25 protein-coding genes are annotated in these 23,123 nt (G+C 70.2%); 12 read left to right on the forward strand and 13 right to left on the reverse strand.

The window, feature by feature from the left end; all coding sequences use genetic code 11:
• Positions 1–34: 34 nt before the first annotated feature.
• The 7 genes from H284_RS21315 to H284_RS0113135 form a co-directional block, all read right to left on the reverse strand.
• Positions 35–145, reverse strand: coding sequence for a DUF8462 domain-containing protein (locus H284_RS21315; RefSeq protein WP_502685489.1), 111 nt, complete (start codon positions 143–145; stop codon positions 35–37).
• Positions 142–978: an ATP-binding protein gene (locus tag H284_RS20270; protein ID WP_020076612.1), complete on the reverse strand. Its 837-nt coding sequence runs from the start codon at positions 976–978 to the stop codon at positions 142–144. The genes H284_RS21315 and H284_RS20270 overlap by 4 nt, the downstream gene beginning before the upstream one ends.
• A gap of 92 nt (positions 979–1,070) precedes the next feature.
• Complete coding sequence (locus H284_RS0113115) at positions 1,071–2,687, reverse strand: ABC transporter ATP-binding protein (protein ID WP_231371221.1); 1,617 nt, start codon at positions 2,685–2,687, stop codon at positions 1,071–1,073.
• A gap of 2 nt (positions 2,688–2,689) precedes the next feature.
• The gene (locus H284_RS0113120) at positions 2,690–3,598 is read right to left on the reverse strand and encodes an ABC transporter permease (protein WP_020076614.1); all 909 of its coding nucleotides are present in this window, start codon (positions 3,596–3,598) and stop codon (positions 2,690–2,692) included.
• Positions 3,595–4,587 carry an ABC transporter permease gene (locus H284_RS0113125; protein ID WP_020076615.1) on the reverse strand — a complete coding sequence of 331 codons (993 nt, stop codon included), beginning with the start codon at positions 4,585–4,587 and terminating at the stop codon, positions 3,595–3,597. The genes H284_RS0113120 and H284_RS0113125 overlap by 4 nt, the downstream gene beginning before the upstream one ends.
• 10 nt (positions 4,588–4,597) lie before the next feature.
• On the reverse strand, positions 4,598–6,274 hold the full coding sequence (locus tag H284_RS0113130) for an ABC transporter substrate-binding protein (RefSeq protein WP_020076616.1): 1,677 nt from the start codon (positions 6,272–6,274) through the stop codon (positions 4,598–4,600).
• Between the two features lie 75 nt (positions 6,275–6,349).
• Positions 6,350–7,375, reverse strand: coding sequence for a LacI family DNA-binding transcriptional regulator (locus H284_RS0113135; protein WP_231371223.1), 1,026 nt, complete (start codon positions 7,373–7,375; stop codon positions 6,350–6,352).
• A 163-nt stretch (positions 7,376–7,538) separates the two neighbouring features.
• Here H284_RS0113135 and H284_RS0113140 point away from each other — a divergent pair, with 163 nt between their 5' ends.
• From H284_RS0113140 to H284_RS0113175, 8 genes are all read left to right on the forward strand, one after another.
• Entirely contained in the window at positions 7,539–9,776 is a 2,238-nt protein-coding gene (locus H284_RS0113140; RefSeq protein WP_020076618.1) for a beta-galactosidase, read from the forward strand.
• Positions 9,773–11,626 (forward strand): glycoside hydrolase family 3 protein, encoded by a 1,854-nt coding sequence (locus H284_RS0113145; RefSeq protein WP_020076619.1) that lies wholly within the window; start codon positions 9,773–9,775, stop codon positions 11,624–11,626. The genes H284_RS0113140 and H284_RS0113145 overlap by 4 nt, the downstream gene beginning before the upstream one ends.
• A 109-nt stretch (positions 11,627–11,735) precedes the next feature.
• A complete protein-coding gene (locus H284_RS0113150) occupies positions 11,736–12,038 on the forward strand; it encodes a hypothetical protein (protein ID WP_020076620.1) in 303 nt (100 codons plus the stop codon).
• On the forward strand, positions 12,035–12,424 hold the full coding sequence (locus H284_RS0113155) for a hypothetical protein (RefSeq protein WP_020076621.1): 390 nt from the start codon (positions 12,035–12,037) through the stop codon (positions 12,422–12,424). The genes H284_RS0113150 and H284_RS0113155 overlap by 4 nt, the downstream gene beginning before the upstream one ends.
• 49 nt (positions 12,425–12,473) lie before the next feature.
• Complete coding sequence (locus H284_RS0113160) at positions 12,474–12,719, forward strand: hypothetical protein (RefSeq protein WP_020076622.1); 246 nt, start codon at positions 12,474–12,476, stop codon at positions 12,717–12,719.
• Positions 12,720–13,085 (forward strand): hypothetical protein, encoded by a 366-nt coding sequence (locus H284_RS0113165; protein ID WP_020076623.1) that lies wholly within the window; start codon positions 12,720–12,722, stop codon positions 13,083–13,085. It abuts the gene before it with no gap.
• Positions 13,086–13,121: 36 nt separating this feature from the next.
• Positions 13,122–13,439, forward strand: a complete 318-nt coding sequence (locus H284_RS0113170) for a hypothetical protein (protein WP_020076624.1) — start codon at positions 13,122–13,124, stop codon at positions 13,437–13,439.
• Between the two features lie 93 nt (positions 13,440–13,532).
• Positions 13,533–13,898: a TfoX/Sxy family protein gene (locus tag H284_RS0113175; protein ID WP_020076625.1), complete on the forward strand. Its 366-nt coding sequence runs from the start codon at positions 13,533–13,535 to the stop codon at positions 13,896–13,898.
• A 4-nt stretch (positions 13,899–13,902) separates the two neighbouring features.
• Here the strand turns inward: H284_RS0113175 and purQ are convergent, their stop codons facing one another.
• From purQ to kynA, 6 genes are read right to left on the reverse strand one after another with little or no spacing between them, the layout of a single operon-like run.
• Positions 13,903–14,601 carry a phosphoribosylformylglycinamidine synthase subunit PurQ gene (purQ, locus tag H284_RS0113180; protein WP_020076626.1) on the reverse strand — a complete coding sequence of 233 codons (699 nt, stop codon included), beginning with the start codon at positions 14,599–14,601 and terminating at the stop codon, positions 13,903–13,905.
• Entirely contained in the window at positions 14,601–14,861 is a 261-nt protein-coding gene (gene purS, locus H284_RS0113185) for a phosphoribosylformylglycinamidine synthase subunit PurS (RefSeq protein WP_029042938.1), read from the reverse strand. Before purS ends, purQ begins: the two co-directional genes overlap by 1 nt.
• Before the next feature lie 50 nt (positions 14,862–14,911).
• Positions 14,912–15,781, reverse strand: coding sequence for a PaaX family transcriptional regulator (locus tag H284_RS0113190; RefSeq protein ID WP_020076628.1), 870 nt, complete (start codon positions 15,779–15,781; stop codon positions 14,912–14,914).
• Entirely contained in the window at positions 15,774–17,048 is a 1,275-nt protein-coding gene (locus H284_RS0113195; protein WP_020076629.1) for a kynureninase, read from the reverse strand. The genes H284_RS0113190 and H284_RS0113195 overlap by 8 nt, the downstream gene beginning before the upstream one ends.
• Complete coding sequence (locus H284_RS20275) at positions 17,045–18,214, reverse strand: amidohydrolase family protein (RefSeq protein ID WP_020076630.1); 1,170 nt, start codon at positions 18,212–18,214, stop codon at positions 17,045–17,047. The genes H284_RS0113195 and H284_RS20275 overlap by 4 nt, the downstream gene beginning before the upstream one ends.
• Entirely contained in the window at positions 18,211–19,071 is an 861-nt protein-coding gene (kynA, locus tag H284_RS0113205) for a tryptophan 2,3-dioxygenase (protein WP_018192360.1), read from the reverse strand. Before kynA ends, H284_RS20275 begins: the two co-directional genes overlap by 4 nt.
• Positions 19,072–19,262: 191 nt before the next feature.
• On the opposite strand from kynA, the gene H284_RS0113210 reads away from it, so the two are divergent.
• The 4 genes from H284_RS0113210 to H284_RS0113225 are packed head-to-tail and all read left to right on the forward strand — an operon-like array spanning position 19,263 to position 23,112.
• Complete coding sequence (locus H284_RS0113210) at positions 19,263–20,420, forward strand: TIGR03364 family FAD-dependent oxidoreductase (RefSeq protein ID WP_020076631.1); 1,158 nt, start codon at positions 19,263–19,265, stop codon at positions 20,418–20,420.
• A gap of 29 nt (positions 20,421–20,449) precedes the next feature.
• Complete coding sequence (locus H284_RS0113215; protein WP_020076632.1) at positions 20,450–21,337, forward strand: phosphonatase-like hydrolase; 888 nt, start codon at positions 20,450–20,452, stop codon at positions 21,335–21,337.
• A complete protein-coding gene (locus tag H284_RS0113220; RefSeq protein WP_020076633.1) occupies positions 21,334–22,497 on the forward strand; it encodes an alcohol dehydrogenase catalytic domain-containing protein in 1,164 nt (387 codons plus the stop codon). Before H284_RS0113215 ends, H284_RS0113220 begins: the two co-directional genes overlap by 4 nt.
• 9 nt (positions 22,498–22,506) lie before the next feature.
• A complete protein-coding gene (locus tag H284_RS0113225) occupies positions 22,507–23,112 on the forward strand; it encodes a uracil-DNA glycosylase (protein ID WP_231371224.1) in 606 nt (201 codons plus the stop codon).
• Positions 23,113–23,123: the final 11 nt, after the last annotated feature.

A 23,123-nucleotide genomic window follows, 5' to 3' on the forward strand; every position in this document is an offset into this window, starting at 1 on the left:
GCGCCTGAAGGGGTCCGGGATGGCCCCCCGCAGTTCATCCCTCGTGATGGCGACGGATGTACCGGTCCATACCCGGGACGGTGAAAGCGACCAACCCGCGTTCCGGGACGAAGATGTGCCCGGCATCGATGAGACTGCGTCTCACGGGCGAGAGGGGTACCCGGCGGCGTGATCCACGACCGCAGCGAGTGCGTCCGGCTGCCAGTCCACCCCTTGCGCGCGTGCGGGCACGGAGAACGCCTCCCGGGCGGCCTGCTCGTCGAGAAGCCCGATCGAACGGTAGTCGTAGAGGCGTTCGGCGTAGCTGGTGGCGTCGGCCAAGACGGCCGGGAGGGAGGGAAGCCCCGCGCCGATGAAGACCACGGGCACAGGGAACGGATCTTGACCGAGCTCGTGCAATGCGAGGTTGAGGGCCCTGAGATCCTCGAGCGGCGCATCCTGAAGCTCGTCGATGGCGATGAGAAGCCCGACGTCGTTCTCGCGGGCTGCCGTCCCGATGGCGGCGAGGAGGTCGACGAGGTCCGTTGCGAGTTCTCCGGTGTCAGCCACCCCACGTTCCGGCTCGACATCGAATCCGAATGTCGCGTTGCCCTGAGGGTCGAAGCGGATCTGGAAGCTGGTGAACACGCTCACGGCGCGTTGCAGGAACTCCTGCCCTCGATCCCCAAGGGTCCGCAGATCGCGCAAAGGGCGGTAGAGGGCTTGGGTGATGGCTTTTCCGAGGCTCCGATCGGGGGTTGCTTCGATCTTGACGGTGAGCCAGCGGGCATCGCGTGCGCGCAGGACGAACTCGTTGAGAAGCGCTGTCTTGCCCACACCGCGCAAACCGAAGAGGATCAACGGCCGGGGGCCTTCGCCGGTGCCGGTGGTTTGGTGCACTGTGGAATCGAAGGAGTTGAGGAGGTCCTCTCGTCCGGCGAGCAGGGGTGGGACCCGGCCGGCGCCAGGTCGATACGGGTCGTAGATCGGGTCGCTCACGGCTCTCCTCGGAATCTACGACAGTCTAAGGTTTTCTAACGTATTTCGGTTAGAAAACCTTAGAAAGCGGTAGCAACCCCTCCCGAATCCCGTCAGCCGACGCGCGTGAACGGGTCCGGGATCGCCGCCAGCAGCTCCTTCGTGTAGGGATGCGTTGCCCGGTCGATCACCTGAGAGGCCGTTCCCTGCTCCATCACCCGCCCGCCTTCGAGCACCGTGACGTCGTCGGCGAGGGCGCGTGCGGAGAGCAGGTCGTGGGTGATGTAGAGCATCGCGATGCCGCGTTCGGCCACCAGGTGCTTGAGGAGTTCGAGGATCTCGGCACGGATGGACACGTCGAGCATCGAGACCGGCTCGTCCGCGATGAGGACGATCGGGTCGGCGGCGAGGGCGCGCGCGATGACCACGCGCTGGCGCTGACCGCCGGACAGCTGGTGCGGCAGCTTGTCGACGAACCGCTCGGCCGGGGTCAGACCCACCTGCTCGAGCAGCTCCAGCGTCCGCGCGCGCACCTCCGACCGGGCGACGCCGCCGTAGTTCCGCAGTGGCCGCGACAGAGTGTAGGCGACCGTGTTGGCGGGGTTGAGGGAGGAGAACGGGTCCTGGAATACCAGCTGGGCCGTCGCGCGGTACGCCCGGAGACGTGCGCCGTGGAGTTCTCCGACCGAGACCGGCGCGGCCCCCGGTGCGGTGAGGGTGACCGAACCGGTGTCCGGTCGCTCCATCCCGAGCAGGAGGCGCGCGATCGTCGACTTGCCCGAACCGGACTGCCCGACGAGCGCCGAGACGCTCCGGCGGCGCAGCGTCAGCGAGACGTCCTGCAGGGCGGTGACCGTGCGGCGGGTCTTGCCGCGTCCGACGCGGTAGCTCTTGCCCACCCCCTCCATCGTCAGGATGGGCTCCTCCAGCCGCTCGGACTCCGCCTTGGCGACGCTGCCCGAGCTGACGCGGTACGCGTCGAGCAGCAGCTCGGTATAGGGATGCCGTGCTCCGGCGAGCAGATCGCGAGGGGTTCCCTGCTCCACCAACTCGCCGTCGAGCATCACCATGACGCGGTCGCTCAGCTCCAGGACGGTCCCGATGTCGTGGCTGATGAAGAGGACGGCGAACCCGAGCCGCGACTGCAGTTCGCGCAACCGGTCCAGGATGCGGCGCTGCACCAGCACATCCAACCCGGTCGTCGGCTCGTCGAGCACGACCAGCTTCGGGTCGAGCGCCAGAGCGAGCGCGAGAGCCACGCGCTGCTTCATGCCGCCGGAGAGCTCGTGCGGGTACGCGTTCAGCACATCGGCGTCGAGGTCGACCATGCGCAGCAGCTCGGCGGCCCGCTCCCGCGATGCCGGCACCCGATGCGCCGTGAACGTGTCCTTGAACTGCGCGGCGACGGTCAGCACGGGGTTGAGGGAGTTCATCGACGACTGGAACACGGTCGAGAGCGAGACCCAGCGAATCCCGCGCAGCTTGTCGTCGCTCAGGCCGTCGAGGCGGCGGCCGTCGAAGACGATGGATCCGCCCTCCTGGTACGCCGGCCGGCTCAGCAGCTGAAGCACCGCGTTTCCGAGCGTGGACTTGCCCGAACCGGACTCGCCGACCAGCCCGACGAATTCGCCGTCGTCGATGGTGAACCCGACGTTCTTGACCGCCTGGTGCGCTGCATGGTCGCGCGGACGGTAGACGACGGACAGGTCGGTGACTTCGAGGAGCGCCATGGTCATCCCTCCCTCAGCTGCGGATTGCTGAGCGTGTCGATGCCGAAATTGATCAGGGTGAAGCTCGTGATGAGCAGAGCGAGGGCGAGACCGGGTGCCACGAGCCAGGCGAACTGTCCGGTCAGCAGGGCGCCGCCGATGTTGGCCTGGTTGAGCATCCCGCCCCAGCTGACGGTCTGCGGGTCGCCGAGGCCGAGGAACGAGAGCCCCGCCTCCCCGCCGATCGCGCCGAGGGCCGCGCCCATGAAGCCGACCACGATGAGCGAGGTCATATTGGGCATGATCTCCCGCACGATGATGCGGGGCGTGCTGTCGCCGGCCAGTTTGGCGGCCGCCACATAGTCGCGGGTGCGGAGGGAGATGACCTGCGAGCGCTTGATCCTCGCTCCATACGCCCAGCCGGTGATGCTGATGACGAAGATGATCATCCCGATGCCGCGGACCGGCGAGTAGGACGCGAGGGTCACGATGAGCGGGAGCACCGGCACGACCAGGGCCAGGTTGGTGAGGAACGAGAGGATCTCGTCGACGACGCCCTGGCTGTAGCCGGAGACCAGTCCGATGATGAGCCCGATCACCGTGGAGATCAGTCCGGCGACGAGTCCGACGAGCAGTGAGGTCCGTGCGCCCCAGATCAGCTGGCTGAACACATCCTCTCCGCTGTCCGTCGTGCCCAGCCAGTGCTGTGCGCTCGGTCCTTCGCTCGGGCCGCCGACGGCCGCACGCGGGTCGTAGGGTGCGATCCACGGGGCCAGGATCGCCGTCAGGAGGAACAGGGTGAGCAGGATCAGGCCGATCCGGCACTTCGGGTCGCGCCAGAGGAGGACGTACCAGCGCGGACCTCGCCCGCGCTCCGTCCCGGCGGGTCGTGTGGCCGTCGTCGCGGCCGGGAGGCTCGTCGCCGCGCTCATGCGGTTGCCGCCTTTCGGACTCGGGGGTCGAGGACGCCGTACAGCACGTCCGCCGCGAGGTTCGCGACGAGTACGCCGACGGTCGTCAGGAGGAAGATCGCCTGCAGCAGCGGGTAGTCGCTGTTGCCGACCGCTTCGAACAGCAGGCGTCCGAGGCCCGGATAGTTGAAGATCGTCTCGACCAGGATGGTGCCGCCGAGCAGGCCGCCCAGCGCCAGTGCGAAGCCGGTCACCGAGGGCAGGATGGCGATCCGCGCTCCGTAGTTCAGAGCGATCTTGCGCTCGCCGAGTCCTTTCGCCTTCGCCAATCGCGAGTAGTCCTCGCCCAGCGTCTGGACCATGTTGTTGCGCATCGCGAGGATCCAGCCGAGCGGGCCGGTGATGAGCAGCGCGATCATCGGCAGCGCCGCATGGGAGATCGCGTCGCCGATGAACGGCCAGTTCCATCCCGGGACGGTGTCGCCGTAGCCGCCCGACTCCGGGAAGACCTGCCAGGTGAAGCAGAACAGGAAGATCAGCATCAGGGCGATCCAGAAGAACGGCAGCGTGCCGAGGAACGTCGAGCCGAGCGTGAGGACCGAGTCGACCCGCGACCCGCGCCGATAGGCGGCCCAGGACCCGAGCAGTGTTCCGACGACGAAGGACGCGATGGTCGTCACGCCGACCAGCACGATCGTCCAGGGCATGGCCTGGGCGATCACATCCGTCACCTTGTAGGGGAAGTAGGTGAACGAGACGCCGAAGTCGCCGCGGACGATCGCCCCCAGGTAGTCGAGGTACTGCTGGAACAGGTTCTTGTCGCTCACGCCGAGCATGAGACGCACCGATTGCAGCTGCGCCGGGTCGATGGAGGCGTTCCGGCCGACCAGCTTGCGCACGATGGCCTCCGCCGGATCCCCCGGCTGGAGCCGGGGGATCAGGAAGTTGAGGGTGATCGCCGCCCACAGGGTGGCGACGAAGAACCCCGCTCTCCGGAGGAAGTACCGCATGGCCGGGCTCCTACTTCGCCGGCTTCAGGTGGGTGAGGATGATCGGCATGTTGCTCGGCTTCGCGTACGGGTCGCTCGCGCTCGGCCAGCCGACAGCGCGCTTGGTCGAGTACTCGAACCAGCTCGCGCCGTACCAGAGGGGGATGTACGGCTTCTTGTCGTACATGATCGTCGCGAGCTCGCCGACGGTCTTCTTCTGGGCCGCAGGGTCGGACTCCTGCCGCAACTGGTCGATGAGGGAGTCGGTGGTGCCGTCGCGCCAGCGCACCTCGTTGGTCTTCGCGGCCTCGCCGATCGGCGCGGTCTCGCTGCTGGCGAGCGGCTCGAGGAAGTTGCGGTACATGTCGCAGCTGCCGCCGCGCACGCCGAACGTCAGGTCGTACTGTCCGGTGAGGCGGTTCTGGCCGTGCACCTCGGGGGTCGGGTTCTGCATGTCGACCGTGATGCCGAGCGCCGCGAAGTCCTTCTGCACGATCTTCGCCGCCTGGATCCAGTCGTTCCACCCGCCGGGGATCTGGATGGAGAAGCTCAGCGGCTTGCCGTCCTTGCCGAGGCGCTTGCCGTCGGAGTCGAGCGTGTAACCGGCCTTGTCGAGGGTCGCCTTCGCCGCCTTCACGTCGTAGGAGATGTATCCGTCGTCCGGGATGCCGGCCGGCAGCCAGTCCTTCGCGTTGGGCAGCACCAGGCTGGTCTGGCTGGCCGCCTTCACGTAGCCCTGCTGGGCGTCCTCGACGATCGAGTCCTTGTCCATCGCCTGGGCGACGGCGTCGCGGAACGCCTCGTCGTCGAACGGCTTCTTGTCGAGATTCATGTACAGGCTGATCGGCGACCCGGCCGGGAACCAGTACTTGTTGTGCTTCGGGTCCTTGGCCACGTACGACTTGTCGATGTCGGGGATGTACATCGCGTTCGAGTCGTAGTCGCCGCGGGCGAGCTTCAGCTGCTCGACCTGGCCCTGATCCGAGTTGTTGAACTGGATCTTGTCGACGCGGATGCTCTTCGCCTGCCAGTAGTCCGGGTTGCGCTTCAGCACGAGCTTCGTCGGCGTGAAGCTCTCGGTCATCATCGGGCCGGTGCCCACCGGCTTGGTGTTGGTGTACGTGGTCGGGTCGTCGACCTTCGACCAGAGGTGCTTCGGGACGATCAGCACACTGTTGACCGCGACCAGGCTGCTCGATCCCGGTCCGTCGAAGTGGAACGTGACTGCGTCGTCTGCGGTCTTCTCCACCGACTTCAGCGAGGCCCAGGCGCCGCGTGTGTCGAGGGCCGGGTACTTCTTGAGCATGTCGAAGGTGAAGACCACGTCGTCGGCCGTGAACGGCTTCCCGTCGGAGAACGTCACGCCGTCGCGCAACGTGTACTTCAGAGTCGATGGGTCGGCCCACTCCATCTTCGTCGCGAGCCAGGGCTCGTACACGCAGGAGTACTCATTGAGCATCATCAGCGGCTCGTAGAGGTAGTTGCCCACGCTGAGCGCCGTGGCCAGGTACGGGTTGTAGTTCTCCTTGGGGTTGGAGCCGCCGCCGAAGCCGCCGAAGTTGAGGACGGGGATGCGGCCGTCGGAGCCTGCGGCACTCGAATCGCCGCTGCCGGAGCAGCCGGTGAGGGCGAGTGCGGCGACAGTGGTCGCCGCGAGGACGGCCGTGAGCCTTCTGCGCGTCTTCGAGATCGGGCGTGGTCGGTCCATGGTGGACACCTCCTTGTGTCGGGGGATGGGTGGTTCTGTGCGAGAGGTGGATGGGGGGACGGAGCGTGATCCGCGCTACGAGGGGCAGCCGCAACTGCCGCGGCGGATCACCTGGGACGGCACGACCGCGCTCTGGGCGGGCCGGCCGGCGATGAGATCGAGGAGGAGGCCGGCGGCGATGCCGGAGAGATCGCGGAGCGGCCGGGCGAGGGTGGTGAGGCCCGGGCTGACGAGCGACGACATCGGCACGTCGTCCACACCGGTGAGGGCGAGATCGCGTCCGGCGATGAGGCCCTCGCTGAGAAGTGCGAACATGAGACCGAGGGCGAGCTCGTCGTTGGCGGCGACGACGCCGTCGATCTCGCCGGCACGCAGAAGGTCGAGGATGCGCGGCGCCGCGAGCACGCCGTCGGCCTGGGCCAGCCACGCGTTGATGGGCGTGGCCGGCTGTAGTCCGGCGTCGCGGAGGGCCGCGGCGTAGTGGTCGTAGCGGGACTGGATGTCCGGCGAGTCGCTCGGGCGGCCGAGGAACGCGAGTCGGGTCCGTCCGTGGTCGTGGATGAGGTGGGCGACCAGGTCCCGCATGTGGGAGTGGTCGCTGCGCACCTGGAGCGCGCCCTCCGGGATGCCGGCTCCGTCGGGGTCGCCGCCGATGACGACGACCGGGACGAGTTCGGCCAGGCGGCGGATGGTCTCCTCGTCGACGACGCCGGCGTGAACCGCCAGCCCGTCGACCCGCTCGGTCATGGCTTCCAGGTCGGCCGCGGTGTCACGGAGGGCGTGGGTGCCGAGGATGTTGACGCTCACGCCCGCCGTGATGGCGGCGCGGTCGAAGCCCTCGATCAGCTCGCCGAAGTACGGCCCGCTGAGGCCCGGGAAGACGATGCCGAGGGTGCCGTTGCGGCGGTTGGCGAGGGCGGTGCCGAAGTGGCTAGGGCGGTAGCCGTGCTCGGCGATGGCGCGGGAGACACGCTCGCGCATCTCCGGCGAGACCTGGCCGATCCCGCGGTAGACGCGGGAGACCGTCGCCGTCGACACGCCGGCCAGCTCGGCGATCTGGCGCACGTTGAGACGGTCGCCTTCGCGTTTGCCGCTGCCCACATCCACTCCTTCGTCGGTGCCGGAGACTGCCGGGCGACTTCTCGAACGGGAGGGGTTGTCCTCCGCGGACGATTTGATACGCTCGCCAGTAACCGGTTGCAGTAATCGGTTACAGAGACCATAAGCCCCAGGTCGTCAGATCACAACCCCACCGAAAAGGCCGATGATGTCCATTCCCACCAGACTCGAGCGCGCGCGCATCCTGATCGACGGAGAGCCGCGCATGGTGCTTGCCGGCGAGATCCACTACTTCCGGCTGGCCAGAGAGGATTGGGAGGACCGCATCCGGGCAGCCGTCGATAGCGGACTGAATGCGGTCGCCAGCTACATCCCCTGGATCTGGCACGAACTCCCCGACGGGACGATCGACGTGACCGGCGAGACCCGACCGGAGCGCGACCTCGGAGCGTTCATCGACCTGTGCGCGGAGCACGGACTCTGGTTCATCGCCCGCCCCGGCCCGTTCCAGATGGCCGAGCTGAAGAACGAGGGGCTGCCGCACCGGCTGCGCCGCGAGCATCCCGAGATCCACCCGGTCGGCTGGGACGGCGTCCCGGCGCCGACCCGCACGGTCGACTACCTGGCCCCCGCCTTCCTCTCCGAGGCGGAGCGCTGGTACGACGCGGTGCTGCCCCCGCTCGCGGAGCGTCAGCGCGGGCACGGCGGACCGGTGATCGCCGTGCAGCTGGACAACGAGGTCGGGATGCTGGACTGGGTCTCGAACACCCCGACGCTCACCGACCAGGCCGTCCGTGAGTTCGCGGCGGCCACAGGCGTCGAGGTCGACCCGCGCGACGGCGCGGCCGGCACGGACGACGAGCTGGCACTGCACGCCGCGCTCGGCCGCTTCACGCGCACCCGCTTCGCGCGCTACCTCCAGACGCTGGAGCGCTGGGCTCGGGAGCGGGGCATCACCGCGCCACTGCTCGTCAACATCCACGGAACCGGCGGCGGCCGGGGGCTGACGTATCCCATCGGCGTGAGTCAGCTGGCGCCCGCCTACCGCGGCCGCGCCGGCGTCACCGGCGGAACGGACATGTACCTCGGGGAGCTGACCGTCGGCAACGTCGCCGACCTGTACCTCGGCAACGCGTTCACCGCGTCCATTCAGGGCGAGGACCAGCCGCTGACCGCGCTCGAGTTCGACGCGGGCGACGGCGATTACGGGGAGGACCTCGCCGCCCTGACGTCGCCGGAGGCGACCGTGCTCAAGACGCTGCTCGACGCGGCCCAGGGGGTGAGGGGCATCAACTATTACCTCTTCGCGGGCGGCATCAACCCGCTGCTCGATGCACCCGTCGGCGACGGCGACGACCGTATCGGCTTCACCGGCGAGCGGCACGGCTTCGCAGCACCGATCGGGCCGGAGGGGGAGCGGTCGCCGGCCCTCGAGGGTGTGGCGGAGGCCGCGGCCGCGGTCCGTGCGCACGAGAAGCTCTTCGCCGAAGGGGCGCAGGTCACCGACGACGTGGTGCTGGGCTTCGTCGCCGACCACTACCTGACCGAGTACGCGCATCCGGCCGCCCGCCACCGGGCCGAGCAAGTACGCGACCTCGAACGGCACCGCGGCTTCGGCGCGCGCCAGACCCTCGCCCGCGCGCTCGTGCTGGGCGGATGGAGCTTCGGGGCACTCGACCTGCAGGCGGCCGCGGGAGGCGACTCCGAGTGGAGCGCCGGCGCCGCTGCCGACGACCGCGATGGGCGCGACAGGGAAGTCATCGTCCTCGCGACCGGCGAGGAGCTGGGTCGCGGGGTGCAGGAGTTCCTCGTCCGGCACGTGCGGACCGGCGGCCGGTTGCTGCTCGTCGGCGACCTGTCTGCGAGAGACGTCGACGGGAGGCCATGCACGGCGCTCGCCGACGCGCTCGGCGTGACGAGTGCCGGCCGCGTCGAGGAGCGGGTGGATGCGGACGGCGAGTACCACCCGACCGTACGAGCGGTCGGCCCCCTTGCCGAGCATGGCGCCCGCGAGGTCCGCGTCGGCGGTGCCCAGCTCTTCGCGGGCGCGGGGGAGGAACTCTTGCGCGAACGAGCCAGCGGACTCCCCGCGGCGGTCCGGATCGAGCTGGACGGCGGCGGAGTCGCGGTGCTGCTCGGCGCCGACTACCCCGTCCACCCGGGATTCTGGCGCGATCTCCTCGCGCTGGCCGGCGCGCGGCCGCGTCTGGAGCTGAACGCGGACCGCCCGGGGGTGGTGGCCGTCCCGGTCGCCACCGAGGGAGAAGCAGCCCTCGTCGCGATCAACGTCGCGCCCTACCCGGTCACGTTCGCGCCCGAGTTCGACGGAACGCCCCTCCCCGACGGGCCCGTGCTCCTCGCGTCGCGCGGTCATCGCATCCTCCCCCTCCCCGTCCAACGCCTGACAGTTCCGACCACCGATCGAACGGAGACCTTCGCGTGACCCCCGACTACCGCACATTCGACGACGGCATGCTCTACCGCGACCTCAACGGCAACGGGCGGATGGACCCGTACGAGGATCCCCGCCGGAGCGTGGAAGACCGCGTCGCCGACCTCCTCGGGAGGCTGAGCCTCGAGGAGAAGGTCGGTCTCATGTTCCAGACGGTCATCGAGGCGGGCCAGGACGGCACCCTCATCGAGACGGCCGGCGCGATCTCCAAGTCGCCGACCTCCGCGGTCGTCGTGGACAAGCGCATGAACCACTTCAACGTGCATCAGCTGCCCGACGCCCGGCTCTCGGCCCGATGGAGCAACGCACTGCAGAAACTGGCGGAGCAGACGCCGCACGGCATCCCGGTGACCGTGTCGACCGATCCACGCCACGCGTTCGTGGAGAACTCGGGTGTCTCGTTCTCGGCCGGGCACCTGTCGCAGTGGCCGGAGCCGCTGGGTCTGGGGGCGATCGGCGACGAGGAGGGCATCCGCCGCTTCGCGGACATCGTCCGACAGGAGTACACGGCGATCGGCATCCGCGCGGCGCTGCATCCGACGGTCGACCTCGCTACCGAGCCCCGCTGGGCACGACTGCCCGGCACGCTCGGCGCCGACCCGGAGCTGGTCACGCGTCTGGCCGGCGCCTACCTCGACGGGCTGCAGGGTCCGGAGCTGGGGCCACAGTCGGTGGCGTGCACCACCAAGCACTTCCCGGGCGGCGGCCCGCAGAAGGACGGCGAGGACGCGCACTTCCCCTACGGCCGGGAGCAGACGTACACTGCGGGCCGCTTCGAGGACCACCTGGAGCCGTTCCGCCTGGCCATCGCCCGGCGGACGAGCGCGATCATGCCCTACTACGGCATGCCCATCGGCCTCGAACTCGATGGCGAGCCGGTCGAGTCGGTCGGGTTCGGCTACAACAAGCAGATCGTGACCGGTCTGCTCCGCGAGAAGCTGGGATACGACGGCGTCGTCGTCACCGACTGGGAGCTCGTCAACGACAACCACGTCGGCGACCAGGTGCTGCCCGCACGCGCCTGGGGCGTCGAGGATCTCGGGCCGGAGGAGCGCATGCTGCGCATCATCGAGGCCGGCGCCGACCAGTTCGGCGGCGAGGAGTGCGTGGATCTGCTGCTCGGTCTTGTCCGCTCGGGGCGGGTTTCGGAGGAACGGATCGACGAGTCCGCCCGCCGCCTGCTGGCCGTCAAGTTCCAGCTCGGGCTGTTCGACGATCCTTATGTCGACGAGGATGCCGCCACCCGGATCGTCGGCCGCGCCGACTTCCAGGAGGCGGGACATCGCGCGCAGGCCGAGTCGCTGACGCTCCTGAGCGTGGCCGACGACGCCCTGCCGCTGCCGGAGGGGATCCGGCTCTACGTCGACGGGATGGATACGGCGGTGGCGTCGCGCTACGGCGCCGTCGTGGAGGCGCCGTCGGCTGCCGATGTCGCGATCGTCCGGGTCAACGCACCGTGGGAGCACCGCGACGACCTGTTCCTGGAGGCCTGGTTCCATCAGGGCTCGCTGGACTTCCCGGCGGCGGAGGTGTCGCGTATCCGGTCGATCGCCGAGCAGGTTCCGGTGATCCTGGTCGTCACCCTCGACCGGGCGGCGATCCTCACACCGTTCGTCGGCATGCCCGGGATCGTTGCGCTGGCCGGCGTCTACGGGGCCAGCGATGCCGCCGTCCTCGACGCCCTCAGCGGCCGCATCCCCCCGCGGGGCCGGCTCCCGTTCGAACTGCCGTCCTCCATGGCGGCCGTCGAGGCGCACGCACCGGACGAGCCGGGCGGTTCGGCCGACCCGCTGTTTCCGCTCGGCCACGGGCTGGTGCTGGAGGGTGTGCGCGGGGCGTAGAAGCGGGGAGAATCGTCCAATGGCACTCGGGGCGGTGAGTTCGCAAGACATCCTTGCCGAAGCTCGATCTGTCGCACGAGAGAGCGGGACGTCCTCGTGGGTTGGTCTGATGCGGGTTCTGACGGACCAGCTGGAACGATTTCCGCTGCCTGCGGATGTCTTGCCCGCTTTCGCGGCTGCCCAGACGCACTGGAACGGCGAAGACGACGACGTGTCCCCGCTGTCGACGGCCAAGGAACTGGTCTGGAACTACCTCGGACGCTATCCGACGGGAGAGGACGTGAAACACGAGGACGGCCGGCTCGCCAGAGCGCTCCTGTGCGTGCTCGAACCGGATGGAGACGCTGAAGCAGCCTCGCTGACGGCGGAATGGTACGCGGACATGGTGTCCGGGCGACAGGAGCCGAGATGAAAAGCGCATTCGTCGTCTCTGAGGACAGAGATCTGTTCGAGAAGTTCGCGTCACTGCTCGCCGAGAACGGCGGTCACCGCACTCCGGATATGGCCCAACTCGTCGATGCCGAGGGCCGCATGCTCACCGTGTTCGCCATGACGTCCGACGAGTGGCTGGCGGAGTTGCAGCTACCTCCGGAAACGCCGGAACGCACTGTGGGGCGTCCGCCTGTGTCGCCGCGCTCGTCACTCACCGCCTGCACGGTGGAGTGTCGTTGGGAGACGGTGTTCGTATCCTGGGTCCAGCGGCTTGCGCGGCAGAGTTCGACCGATCTGTGGGTACTCGATGGAGATGACGTGCTCTGGGCATCCGACCAGCTCGACGCCGACGCGTTGCGCCTGTGATGCTTGGACCACATCTCGAAGCTTTGGGGGGACATTGACGACGCTTCGGATGCTGTCGGCCGACACCATCGAGGAACTGTCCGGATCGACCGTTCACATCCTCGGCAGAACCGGTCTGCGCGTGACGCTGGGTGGCGACACATACACGATCGACTCGGAGATGCTCGCACTGCCGATGAGCATCGTGCTGTATCGGAACTCAGTGGCGCCCGACGCTCCAGCCGGCTCAGCTGGAGTGTGCCAGTTCGCCGTCGATGCACTCACGTGGGCCGCGTTCGCGGTCGAGACGATCTGAATGAGCGTCTACTACCTCAGCTCCCTCGATTCCTCGCTGTTCGAGCCCGTGCGACGATGCACCGTGATCACGACGCTCGCCTTCGACACCGGCAGATCGGCGCTCGTGGTCGACCTGGATCCCGCGGTCGTCGGGCAGAACTTCAACGTGGGCGAAGATCTGCGCCGCTTCATCCTGACATCCCGGTTCCAGGGGGACGACGTTGCGGCCATCGACCACTTTCCGTTCTTCGCCTACATCTGTCTGCCAAAGACAGGATGGCAGGAGCTCGAAACTCCTCTCCGTGCCGCCGATGTCGATATCGTCGGCTGGGGCGAGCTGTACCGCACAGCGGAGGATGCCTCGGCGCACCGGTTCGACCCGTAGGCGGGAGCGAAGATGAAGACGCATCGGAGGGTGGCAGTGTCGGATGAACTGGACTTCGACAACGCAATGGCGAACGCGACCGCCGCGATTCTCGCGTCTGGCGCCGACCGGATCTATTCGGTGCTCATGGCTGCCGGTTATCGCTTCGGCGACCTCATGGCGACCCGCCACGGTCCCGCGGCCTACCGAATCTGGATGAACATCAGCGACCTCGTCGACGACGATCGGGGCCCGCTGTCCGAGGAGGAGGCGCTGTCCGTCGCAACACAGGCGGCACGAGAATGGCAGACACTCGACACCCGGTCGCAGGAACAAGTGGACGCCTATTTCGCCCGCTGGTCAGATAGCGTCTGACCTTGCCGTGCAGCAGCGCGGCGGTTCCGCAGAGGTAAGCCGGATGGCCGCGCCGCAGCGCCCGGCGCTATCGTGTCCCGCGAGGAGGCCGCCATGCACGTTCCGCGCCCGTCGAAGGAGACCGAGGAGCTGTTCCGCTCGGTGGTGCCTGAGGCGCCCGATGTGCGCATCCGGCCGATGTTCGCCAACCTGGCCGCGTTCGTGAACGGCAACATGTTCGCCGGGCTGTTCGGCGACCAGGTCGGGGTGCGCCTTCCCGACCAGGCGGTGCGCGACGAGCTGCTGGCGATCGACGGCGCCGGCCCGTACGGACCGCCGGAGCGACCCATGGGCGGGTACGTCTCGATGCCGGAGGCGTGGAAGTCGGAGCCCGACCGGCTGCGCGAGTGGATCGGCGTGGCGCTGGATCAGGTCCGGGCGATGCCGCCCAAGGCTCCGCGGGGGGCCGCGGCGAAGTGAGGCGTTACGCCTCGACGAGCGCCGAGCGGATGACGGACGTGAAGAAGGTGAGGCCGTCCGTGCCCGAGCGCATCGCGTCGGGGGTGTCCGGGCCGAAGCCGGGCTCGACCGCGTGCTCGGGGTGCGGCATGAGGCCGACCACATTGCCGCGCTCGTTGCGGACACCGGCGATGTCGTCGAGCGAGCCGTTCGGGTTGACGTCCTTGTAGCGGAAGACGACGAGGCCTTCGCCCTCGAGTCGCGCCAGCTCCTCGGCCGACGCGATGAAGCCGCCCTCGCCGTTCTTCAGCGGGATGACGATCTCCTGGCCCTGCTCGAAGCCGCTCGTCCACGGCGTCTGCGTGTTCTCGACCGTGAGGTGCTGGTCGCGCCGGATGAAGGTGCCGTGGTCGTTGCGGATCAGCCCGCCGGCGACGAGGTGCGCCTCCGCCAGCATCTGGAAGCCGTTGCAGATGCCCAGCACGGGCATCCCCTTCTCGGCCGCATCCACGACCTCGGTCATGATCGGCGAGAGGGAGGCGATGGCACCGCAGCGCAGGTAGTCGCCGTAGCTGAAGCCGCCCGGCAGCACGAGGGCGTCGACGCCCTGCAGGTCGTGCTCGCCGTGCCACAGCGCGACCGGCTCGGCACCGGCGAGACGGACCGCGCGCAGTGCGTCGCGGTCGTCGAGCGAGCCGGGGAAGGTGATGACGCCGATGCGCATCAGGCGTCCACCTCGGCTGGGTAGTGGATGCCCACCACGTCTTCGATCACGGAGTTGGACAGGATCTCGTCCGCGATCTCCTGCACCGTCGCGCGGACCGCGTCGTCGATGGGGCCGTCGACGGTCAGCTCGAAACGCTTGCCGACACGCACCCCGCTGACGACGCCGCGACCGGTGCGGGCGAGCGCTCCGGCGACCGCCTTCCCCTGCGGGTCGAGCAGCTCAGCCTTGGGCATCACTTCAACAACGATCGTCGGCACGGGGACACTCCGCTCACTCGGGCGCAAAGGGTGGGGGTTTCGCGTCGATTCTACCGTGCGGAGACGGGGATGCGGTCCGGTGCCGCGACGGCTGCGGCGTGGGAGACGGCGCGCTCCTCCAGGTCCGCGCGCAGCCGACGGAACAGTTTCGCGGAGGCGGCGCCCGGCCAGTCCGGCCCGAGTGCTGCCGCGGGGAGCCCGGGATCGCGGTACGGGATCACGCGCCACTCGTCGAGGGCGCGCATCCACGTGGCGAACGCCTGGGCGTCGTCGAGTGGATGCGGCAGATCGCCGAACCGCGCGAGGAACGACTCGTGCGCGGCGCGGATGGCCGGGAGGTCGTACCAGCGGGCGAGTCCCGCGGCGAGATCTCCGCGCGGGGCGGCATCCGCGAACATCGCCACGACCGGCGAGCCGGACGGGTGCACGTCGGCCGACGTCGTTGACACGGCGGAGGTCAGTTCCGCCTCCAGCGCCGCTGGCGCGATCCACAGGCCGTCGGCGACGGTGCCGCAGCCGAGTGCGGCGAGGCGGCGGCGCAACCGGTCACGCGAACCGCGGGCGCGCTCAGGGAAGGACAGCGAGAGCAGCAGCCAGCGGGATGCCTCCACGCGCTCGCCGAAGATGCGGGCGTCCCCGCGCTCCAGCATCGGAACGGCGGCGGGATCGAGGGCGTACCCGGCGACGCCGTCCTGGGGCTCTCGCCGCAGGACGCCCCGCGCGCACAGCCGCGCCAGGCTCGACCGGGCGGTCGCCGCGGGCACGCCGAGCGCATCCATGAGCCGGACGGCTCCCGCCGCGCTCATCCAGCCGCCGATCGGGCGCAGGACGCTGCCCACCACGGTGCGCAGCAGCGCCGTCGCGCTGCCGCTGGCGGCCTCGGGGTCGTCGCGGACGACGCGAGTGGCGAGCTCAGTCATGGGTCAGCTCGCCGAGGGCGTCGCGCACCGCGGCCATCCCGGCGCAGACCTCCTCGAAGCTGGTGCTGAGCGGCGAGAGGCCGACGCGCAGGCCGTCCGGATCGCGGTAGTCGGGGATGACGTCGCGCTGCCACAGCAGTGCCGTGACCTCGCGCATGGCCGGGTGGCTGAGCGTGATGTGACCGCCGCGGCGCTCCGGGTCGCGCGGCGACGCGAGGGTCACTCCGAGCGGGGTCAGCCACTCGTCGGTCAGGGCGACCGCGAACCCCGTCAGCGCGACCGACTTGGCCCGAACCGCGGCGATCCCGGCCTCCTCGATCATCGCGACGGTGTCGCGCATCGCGAGCATCCCGACGATGGGAGGTGTTCCGCTGAGGAAGCGCCGGATGCTATCGGCCGGCACGTATTCCGGGCCCATCAGGAAGACGTCGCCGGCGCCCATCCACCCCTGGATCGGCTGGGTGAGGCGCGGGATGAGCCGCGCGTTCACGTAGCCGAAGGCGGGCGAGCCGGGGCCGCCGTTGAGGTACTTGTACGTGCAGCCGACGGCGAGGTCGACTCCCGCCTCGTCGAGCTCGATCGGCACCGACCCGGCGGAGTGGCAGAGGTCCCACAGCACCAGCGCGCCCGCGTCGTGGACGATGCGCGTGATCGTGTGCAGCTCGGCCAGGAAGCCGGATCGGTAGGCGACGTGGCTGAGCACGACGAGGGCGGTCTGCGGTCCGACGACCGCAGCGACCTGCTCCGGCGTCACCCCCGCCTCGGTGTCCGCCTCGATCCACACCAGGCGCAGCCCGCGCTCGCGCGCGATGCCGTCGAGCAGGTAGCGGTCGGTCGGGAAGTTGTCCGTGTCGAGCACGATCTCGCTGCGCTCCGGGACGCTGTCGACGGCCGCCCGGGCCAGCTTGTAGAGGAGGACGGTGGTCGAGTCGCCGATGAAGGTCTGGCCGGGCGCTGCGCCGAGAGCGGCACGGCCCAGGTCGTCGCCGATGGCGAACGGCAGCTCCATCCACTCCTCGTCCCACCCGCGGATGAGCCGGTCGCCCCACCCCTCGACGAGGAAGCGCTGGATGCGCTCGATGCTCGCCCGCGTCGGGCGGCCGAGCGAGTTGCCGTCGAAGTAGGCGGTCACCGTGCTCGTGCCGTCGTCGATGCCGGCGAAGCGCGTACGGAAGGCCGCAAGCGGGTCGGCCGCATCGAGGGCGCGAGCGGCGGTCAGCGGATCGGGCGACAGGGCGGCGGGAGGGGCGATGTCGAAGTCGGTCATGCGGGGTCCTCGGGGGTGGAGGGAAGAGGGGATGCGGTGGGAGCGTCGGTGCTCAGGGTGCCGTCGGCCGCCGCTCGGGTGAGCGCGCGGGCCGTCAGCCCGCGGGCACTGGCGAGCCAGGCGGGCAGGGCGTCCGGCTCAGCAGGCGGCGGGGTGGGGACCCAGGCCAGGCGCGGGCCGATCGCCGGCACGAGATGGTCGTCGGGCCGGCGCAGGCCGGCGATGGACCGGATCAGGGCGTGGGGCTCGACGCCCGCCTCGAGCATCCCGCGCAGCTCCCGCTCGTTCACGCCGACGGCGAGTGGACCGTTGCCGAGATCGGTCCCGTAGAGCACGAGGCCGCCCGCGCGCGCGAACCGGCCCAGGTTCTCCGACGCGATGCCGTGCTGCTCGGTGGGATCTCCCCAGCCGTGGATGTCGAGGGTGCTGACCCAGCCGATGCCCCGGCGGACGCATTCGGCGATGAGCTCGTCGTTGATGCGCTCGGTGAACGGCGTGTGGGCGAGCTGGTCGGCGCCCGCCCGGACCGCCCGCACGGTCTGACCTTCGCCCTGCACGTGGACCGTGACGGGAACGCCCTGCGCGTGGGATTCCGCGACGATGCTGTGGAGAACGTGATCGTCCACAGTTTCACCGGCCTCGGTGTTGAGCGTGACCTTGATGCGGGAGGCTCCCATCATGATGTTCGCCCGAACCGCAAGCCGTGCCTCGCGCTCGCCGCCCACCTCCGTCGAGGAGCCCGGCGGTCCCCACCCGGCGTTGACCGGGTAGCCGCCCTCGCAGGTGATCAGCGATCCGACGATCGCGACGGCCGGACGCGTGAGGTCGTCCGCGAGCCAGCCGGCCGCGACAGCCGGAACCCAGCCGAGGTCGATCGCGTGGGTGATGCCTCCGGCGAAGACGGCGTGCTGATCGGTCAGCCCGACGTGCGTGTGATGGTCGGTGAGCCGAGGGAAGAGCGTGCCGCCGAGGTGGTGGTGCGGTGCGCGCGACGGGATGTCGTCGACTGGGTGGAGGCGCTCGCCGTCGCTGCGGAAGGTGGTGGGGCCGAGGAACCGGTGGCCGTTCCAGGCGGCGTCGACCGTGAGGTAGGCGTCGGCGCCTATGGGGTCGGGGCCTGTGGGTTGGGCGCGTGTGGGGTGGGTGTCTGCGGACTGCTCGCTCATGCGGGTGCTCCGATCTCGGTGCGGACGGCGTAGAGCTCGGGAAAGAAGGTGAGTTCGAGCGCCTTCTGCAGGAACGCCGCTCCCGTCGACCCGCCGGTCCCGGTCTTCATGCCGATGGTGCGCTGCACGGTCTTCAGATGACGGAAGCGCCAGAGCTGGAAGTTGTCCTCCAGGTCGACGAACTCCTCGCAGGCCTCGTACTCGGGCCAATGGTCGTTGGCGTGCTCGTAGATCTCGCGGAACACCGGCACCAGCTCCGGGGTGAAGACGTGCGCCTGTGTGACGTCCCGCTCCAGCAGCGAGGTCGGCACGGCGAAACCGGCCCGCGCCAGGTAGCGCAGGAACTCGTCGTAGATGCTGGGCGCATCCAGCAGCTGCGCGAGGAGGGCGTGGGCGACCGGGTCGCTCTCGAAGACGCTCAGCATGCGGCGGTTCTTGTTGCCGAGCACGAACTCGACGGCGCGGTACTGGTACGACTGGAAGCCGGACGAGTTGCCGAGGAAGCCGCGAAACTCCGCGTACTCGGTCGGGGTGAGCGTCGCGAGCACCGACCACTGCTCGGTGAGCGTGCGCTGGATGTGCTTCACGCGGGCGATGCGCTTGAGTGCGGGCGAGAGGTCGTCGGCGCGCAGAAGGTCGCGCGCCGACTCGAGTTCGTGGAGCACGAGCTTCAGCCACAGCTCCGTCGTCTGGTGCTGGATGATGAACAGCAGCTCGTCGTGATGTTCCGGGCGGCTCACCGGTCGCTGGGCGCTGAGCAGTGTGTCGAGCTCCAGGTAGGAGCCGTACGACATCCGCTCCCGGAAGTCGGTGACGATGTCGGGATCGAACTCTCGGGTGTTGTCGCCGTCGGCCATGCTGCAATTCTGCGCCGACCGTCGCGGAAGTGCAACAGCCTGGTCCGAACGCTTGTCGCCGCACCCGCCGTCCGCACCCCGTTCACCCCCGCGTTACCTCCAGTTGCGACCACCGTCGCACCGGGCTCCTAGCGTTGCGCACTGACCCACGAACAAGGCACGCGGTGAGCGGGGACGCAGGGAGGCTCCGGATGGGCAGGCACTACGACCTCGCGGTGGTCGGCGCCGGGATCGTCGGCCTCGGACATGCCGTCGCCGCGCTCCGGCGAGGACTGACCGTCGCCGTGATCGACCGGGCGTCCGGCGTGCAGGGCGCGTCCGTCCGCAACTTCGGCCATCTCGGCATCACCGGGCAGGAGGGCGAGGCCCGCGCCTACGCCGAGCTCGCCCGCGAACTGTGGCTGACCCTCGCTCCGGAGGCCGGGTTCTGGCTGCGCGAGTCCGGCAGCGTCGTGGTGGCGCGTGCAGACGACGAGCTCGCCGTGCTGGAGGAGTTCCGCGAGCGGCGGGGCGGCCACGATGTCCGGCTTCTCACTCCCGCCGAGGTGCGGGAGCGCGTCCCGGTCGCCGACGGCGTCGCGGTGGGCGGCGCGCTGCTCCCCTCCGACCTGCAGATCGACCCGCGGGAGGCCGCGGCGGCGATCGTCCGCTGGCTGGATGCCCACGGCGTCGACTTCTTCTGGCAGACCGCGGCGGCCGGCGTGGAGCCGGGACTGGTCCGCACGCCCCGCGGACGCGTGGCCGCCGACGCTGTCGTCGTCGCCGTCGGGCATGACGTCGATCACCTGTTCCCGGGCATCGCGGAGGCGCACGGCATCGAGCGCTGCGGCCTGGACATGATGCTCGTCGAGGCCGCGCTCGACCTTCCCCTGGCCGCGCCGGTGCTCACCGGATGGTCCCTGGTCCGCTACTCCGGCTTCGCCCGGACGCCCAGTGCCGAGGCTGTGCGCGAGCGGCTCGCCGTCGAGCAGCCGGCGCTGGCGGCGATGGACGTCAACCTCATGTTCACGCAGCGGCCCGACGGCACCCTGATCGTCGGCGACACGCACGCGCGCGGGGCGGATGCGTCGCCGTTCCAGCATGAGGAGGCGTTCGCCCTCCTGCTGGAGCAGACGCGCGAGCTGTTCGGCGTCGCCGACCTCAGGGTGCGGGAGCGCTGGCAGGGCGTCTACGCCGCCGCACCGGACGAGTTCCTGGTGGCCGCCCCGGCACCCGGCGTCCGCGTCGTGTCCGTCACGACCGGCATCGGGATGACCACCGGTCTCGGCCTCGCCGACCGCGTCGTCGACGAGCTCTTCTCCGACGCCCCTGGCGCGCTGATCCCCGCGGGCGCCGCCCGCGTCCGCTAGACCGCATCACCGCAACGAAAGGCACCATCGTGACCCCAGACGGACGCATCACCAGCGAGTTCGACGACGTGACGGTCGACGTCGAGCCGGTCCGCGGCGGGATTCCTGCGGCGGCCGGGCTCTCCGACGAGGAGTGGGACGACCTGGACGACCGGGAGGACGGCCTGGACGAGGGCGACGCCGACGATCGCGATGAGGACGACCTCGCCGACCTGGAGCTGGTGGTGCTTGGTCTCGCGGGCACGACCGTCCTCGACGACGGCCTCGTGCAGCGCGCGTTCGAGCGCGCCGTCGACGCCGCGGGCCTCGCGGAGACCCCGGACCAGCGGGCCGCCGCCCTCGAGGTCGTCCGCGAGACGATGGGGCAGTCGAAGCTCGCGGTCTTCCGCTCGTTGAGCGCGGACGAGGACCAGGCGCAGCACGCGGACGCCGTCTTCGAGTCGACGTACGCCGAGCTGATCGCCGCGGAGGGGCTGCAGCCCGTCCCGGGCGCGGAGGACCTCATCCGCCGGTTGCGCGCGACGGGCGTCAAGGTGGCGCTGACCACAGGCTTCTCGCGGCGCACCCGCGATGTCGTCCTCGACGCCCTCGGCTGGCGTGACCTGGCCGATGTGACGCTGACGCCGGCCGAGGCAGGCCGTGGTCGCCCGTACCCCGATCTACCGCTGACGGCCCTGCTGCGCACCGGCGCATCCAGCGTCGAGGGGATGGTCGTCGTCGGCGACACCGCGAGCGACATCGCCTCGGGGATCGCCGCGGGCGCGGGCCTCGTCGTCGGCGTGCTGACGGGCGCGCACGACGAGCAGACCCTGCTGGACGCCGGCGCCGACGCGGTGCTCCCGAGCGTCGCCGACCTGCCGGAGCTGCTGGGCTACGAGGTCGAGCGCGACACGGCATCGGGACACGGCATCCGGTGACGATCAAGGCGGTGACCCCGCGCGTCGTCGAGCCGCCGGCGCGCCTGGGGATGGGGGTCAGCGTGTATCCGTCGGCCACGGCCATGGTGTGGCCGGGCGACGCGCATACGCACGAGGCGGTGGCCGTGCCCGGCGTGCGCCTGGCGCCGGGTGACGTCCTGGTCGAGGTCGAGCTGGCGACGGTCTGCGGCACCGATGTGGAAGCCGTGCTCGGTCATCGCCGGACGCAGGCGCCGCTCGTGCTCGGTCATGAACAGGTCGGCCGCGTGGTCGCGCTCGGCCGCGGTGGCGCGAAGACGACGGACGGACACCGCGTCTCGCTGGGGGAGCGGATCGTCTGGTCCGCCGCCGTCCCGTGCGGACGCTGCGTGCGCTGCCGTCGAGGCCTGCAGCAGCAGTGCCTGAGCCTGCAGAAGTACGGTCACGAGCGGATGCGCCGCGGCTGGGAGCTGTCCGGCGGCTTCGCCACGCACACGCACATCCTCGACGGCACTCCGCTCGTTCGCGTCCCGGAGGACATCCCGGCCGAGGTCCTCGCCCCGGCGTCGTGCGCGACCGCGTCGGTGGCGGCGGCGATCGAGGCGGCCGCCGAGCTCGTCCCGCTGGAGGGCGCCCTGGTGCTGATCGCCGGCGCCGGGATGCTCGGGCTGACCGCCACGGCGATGGCCGTCGAGGCCGGTGCGCGCGTGGTCGTGAGCGAGCCGATCCCCGAGCGCCGCGAGTCCGCCCTGGCTTTCGGCGCGTCGGGCGCCGCCGACCCGGCCGCGCCCGCGGGGTCTCCGACGGGACTGGCCGCCGTGCTCGCCAAGACGGGCGGCCGCACGCCGGCCCCGACCGTGTCGCTCGAACTCTCCGGCAGTCCGGCCGCGGCGCGCTCCCTGCTCGACGCGCTCGACGTCGGCGGCGTCCTGGTGCTCGTCGGCCAGTCGGTGCCCGGGCCCGACCTCGGCATCGCGCCGGACGCCCTGATCCGGCGGCTGATCACCATCCGCGGCGTCCACAACTACGCCTCCCGCCATCTGGAGCAGGCCGTGCGGTTCCTGGCCGACGCGTGGCAGCGCTACCCCTTCGCCGAGCAGGTCGGCGAGACGTTCGCGCTCGCCGACGTGGACGCGGCGCTCGCCGCCCGCACGCATCCGCGCGTCGCGGTCCGGCCGTAGCCTGGGGTGGTGTTCGACCGATTCTTCGACATGATCCGGGCCGTCCCGGTGCCGGACGACGCCGAGCTGCTGTACGGCGACGACGAGCTCGGCCGCCTGCGGGAGCGCAATCTGCGCCGCTACCTCGCGGTGCCGCACGCGCCCATCCTGCTTCTCGGCGAGGCTCCCGGCTGGCGCGGGATGACGGTGACCGGAGTGCCGTTCACCTCGGTCCGCGAAGTGGATGCGGGCGTGCTGCCCGGTCTGGAGCTCCCGCCGGATCCGCAGGCGCCGTGGGAGGCGTCCAGCCGGGTCGTCTGGGAGACGATGCGCGACTGGCGCGGGCCGCTGCCGTTGTCATGGCCGATCTACCCGCACCACCCGTTCGTCGCCGGCAAACCCCAGACGAACCGCACCCCGCGCTCGTCGGAGGTGCGCGACGGGGCGCCGGTCGCGCTGGAGCTGATCCGGGAGCTGGGCGTCGAGACGATCGTCGCGGTCGGGCGCAAGGCGCAGGGGGCGCTCGCGGAGGCGGGCATCGAGGCGCCCGCTGTGCGGCATCCCGCGCAGGGCGGAGCGCGGATGTTCTCCGAGCAGCTGATCGCGCTCAACCGGGCGATGCTCGACGCCGGCTGAGCGCATCCCGC

Origin of the sequence: Cryocola sp. 340MFSha3.1, from assembly GCF_000383315.1 — a bacterium.
Lineage (GTDB): Bacteria > Actinomycetota > Actinomycetes > Actinomycetales > Microbacteriaceae > Leifsonia.

Bases quoted from the DNA above. Each gene is read 5' to 3' on its own strand.
- H284_RS0113160 (WP_020076622.1), top strand. From the start codon at position 12,474: ATGCTGTCGGCCGACACCATCGAGGAACTGTCCGGATCGACCGTTCAC.
- H284_RS0113125 (WP_020076615.1), bottom strand. From the start codon at position 4,587: ATGCGGTACTTCCTCCGGAGAGCGGGGTTCTTCGTCGCCACCCTGTGG.
- H284_RS0113140 (WP_020076618.1), top strand. From the start codon at position 7,539: ATGATGTCCATTCCCACCAGACTCGAGCGCGCGCGCATCCTGATCGAC.
- H284_RS0113150 (WP_020076620.1), top strand. From the start codon at position 11,736: ATGCGGGTTCTGACGGACCAGCTGGAACGATTTCCGCTGCCTGCGGAT.
- H284_RS0113195 (WP_020076629.1), bottom strand. From the start codon at position 17,048: ATGACCGACTTCGACATCGCCCCTCCCGCCGCCCTGTCGCCCGATCCG.
- H284_RS0113175 (WP_020076625.1), top strand. From the start codon at position 13,533: ATGCACGTTCCGCGCCCGTCGAAGGAGACCGAGGAGCTGTTCCGCTCG.
- H284_RS20275 (WP_020076630.1), bottom strand. From the start codon at position 18,214: ATGAGCGAGCAGTCCGCAGACACCCACCCCACACGCGCCCAACCCACA.
- H284_RS0113120 (WP_020076614.1), bottom strand. From the start codon at position 3,598: ATGAGCGCGGCGACGAGCCTCCCGGCCGCGACGACGGCCACACGACCC.
- purQ (WP_020076626.1), bottom strand. From the start codon at position 14,601: ATGCGCATCGGCGTCATCACCTTCCCCGGCTCGCTCGACGACCGCGAC.
- H284_RS0113165 (WP_020076623.1), top strand. From the start codon at position 12,720: ATGAGCGTCTACTACCTCAGCTCCCTCGATTCCTCGCTGTTCGAGCCC.
- H284_RS0113115 (WP_231371221.1), bottom strand. From the start codon at position 2,687: ATGGCGCTCCTCGAAGTCACCGACCTGTCCGTCGTCTACCGTCCGCGC.
- H284_RS0113190 (WP_020076628.1), bottom strand. From the start codon at position 15,781: ATGACTGAGCTCGCCACTCGCGTCGTCCGCGACGACCCCGAGGCCGCC.
- kynA (WP_018192360.1), bottom strand. From the start codon at position 19,071: ATGGCCGACGGCGACAACACCCGAGAGTTCGATCCCGACATCGTCACC.
- H284_RS0113130 (WP_020076616.1), bottom strand. From the start codon at position 6,274: ATGGACCGACCACGCCCGATCTCGAAGACGCGCAGAAGGCTCACGGCC.
- H284_RS0113155 (WP_020076621.1), top strand. From the start codon at position 12,035: ATGAAAAGCGCATTCGTCGTCTCTGAGGACAGAGATCTGTTCGAGAAG.
- H284_RS0113210 (WP_020076631.1), top strand. From the start codon at position 19,263: ATGGGCAGGCACTACGACCTCGCGGTGGTCGGCGCCGGGATCGTCGGC.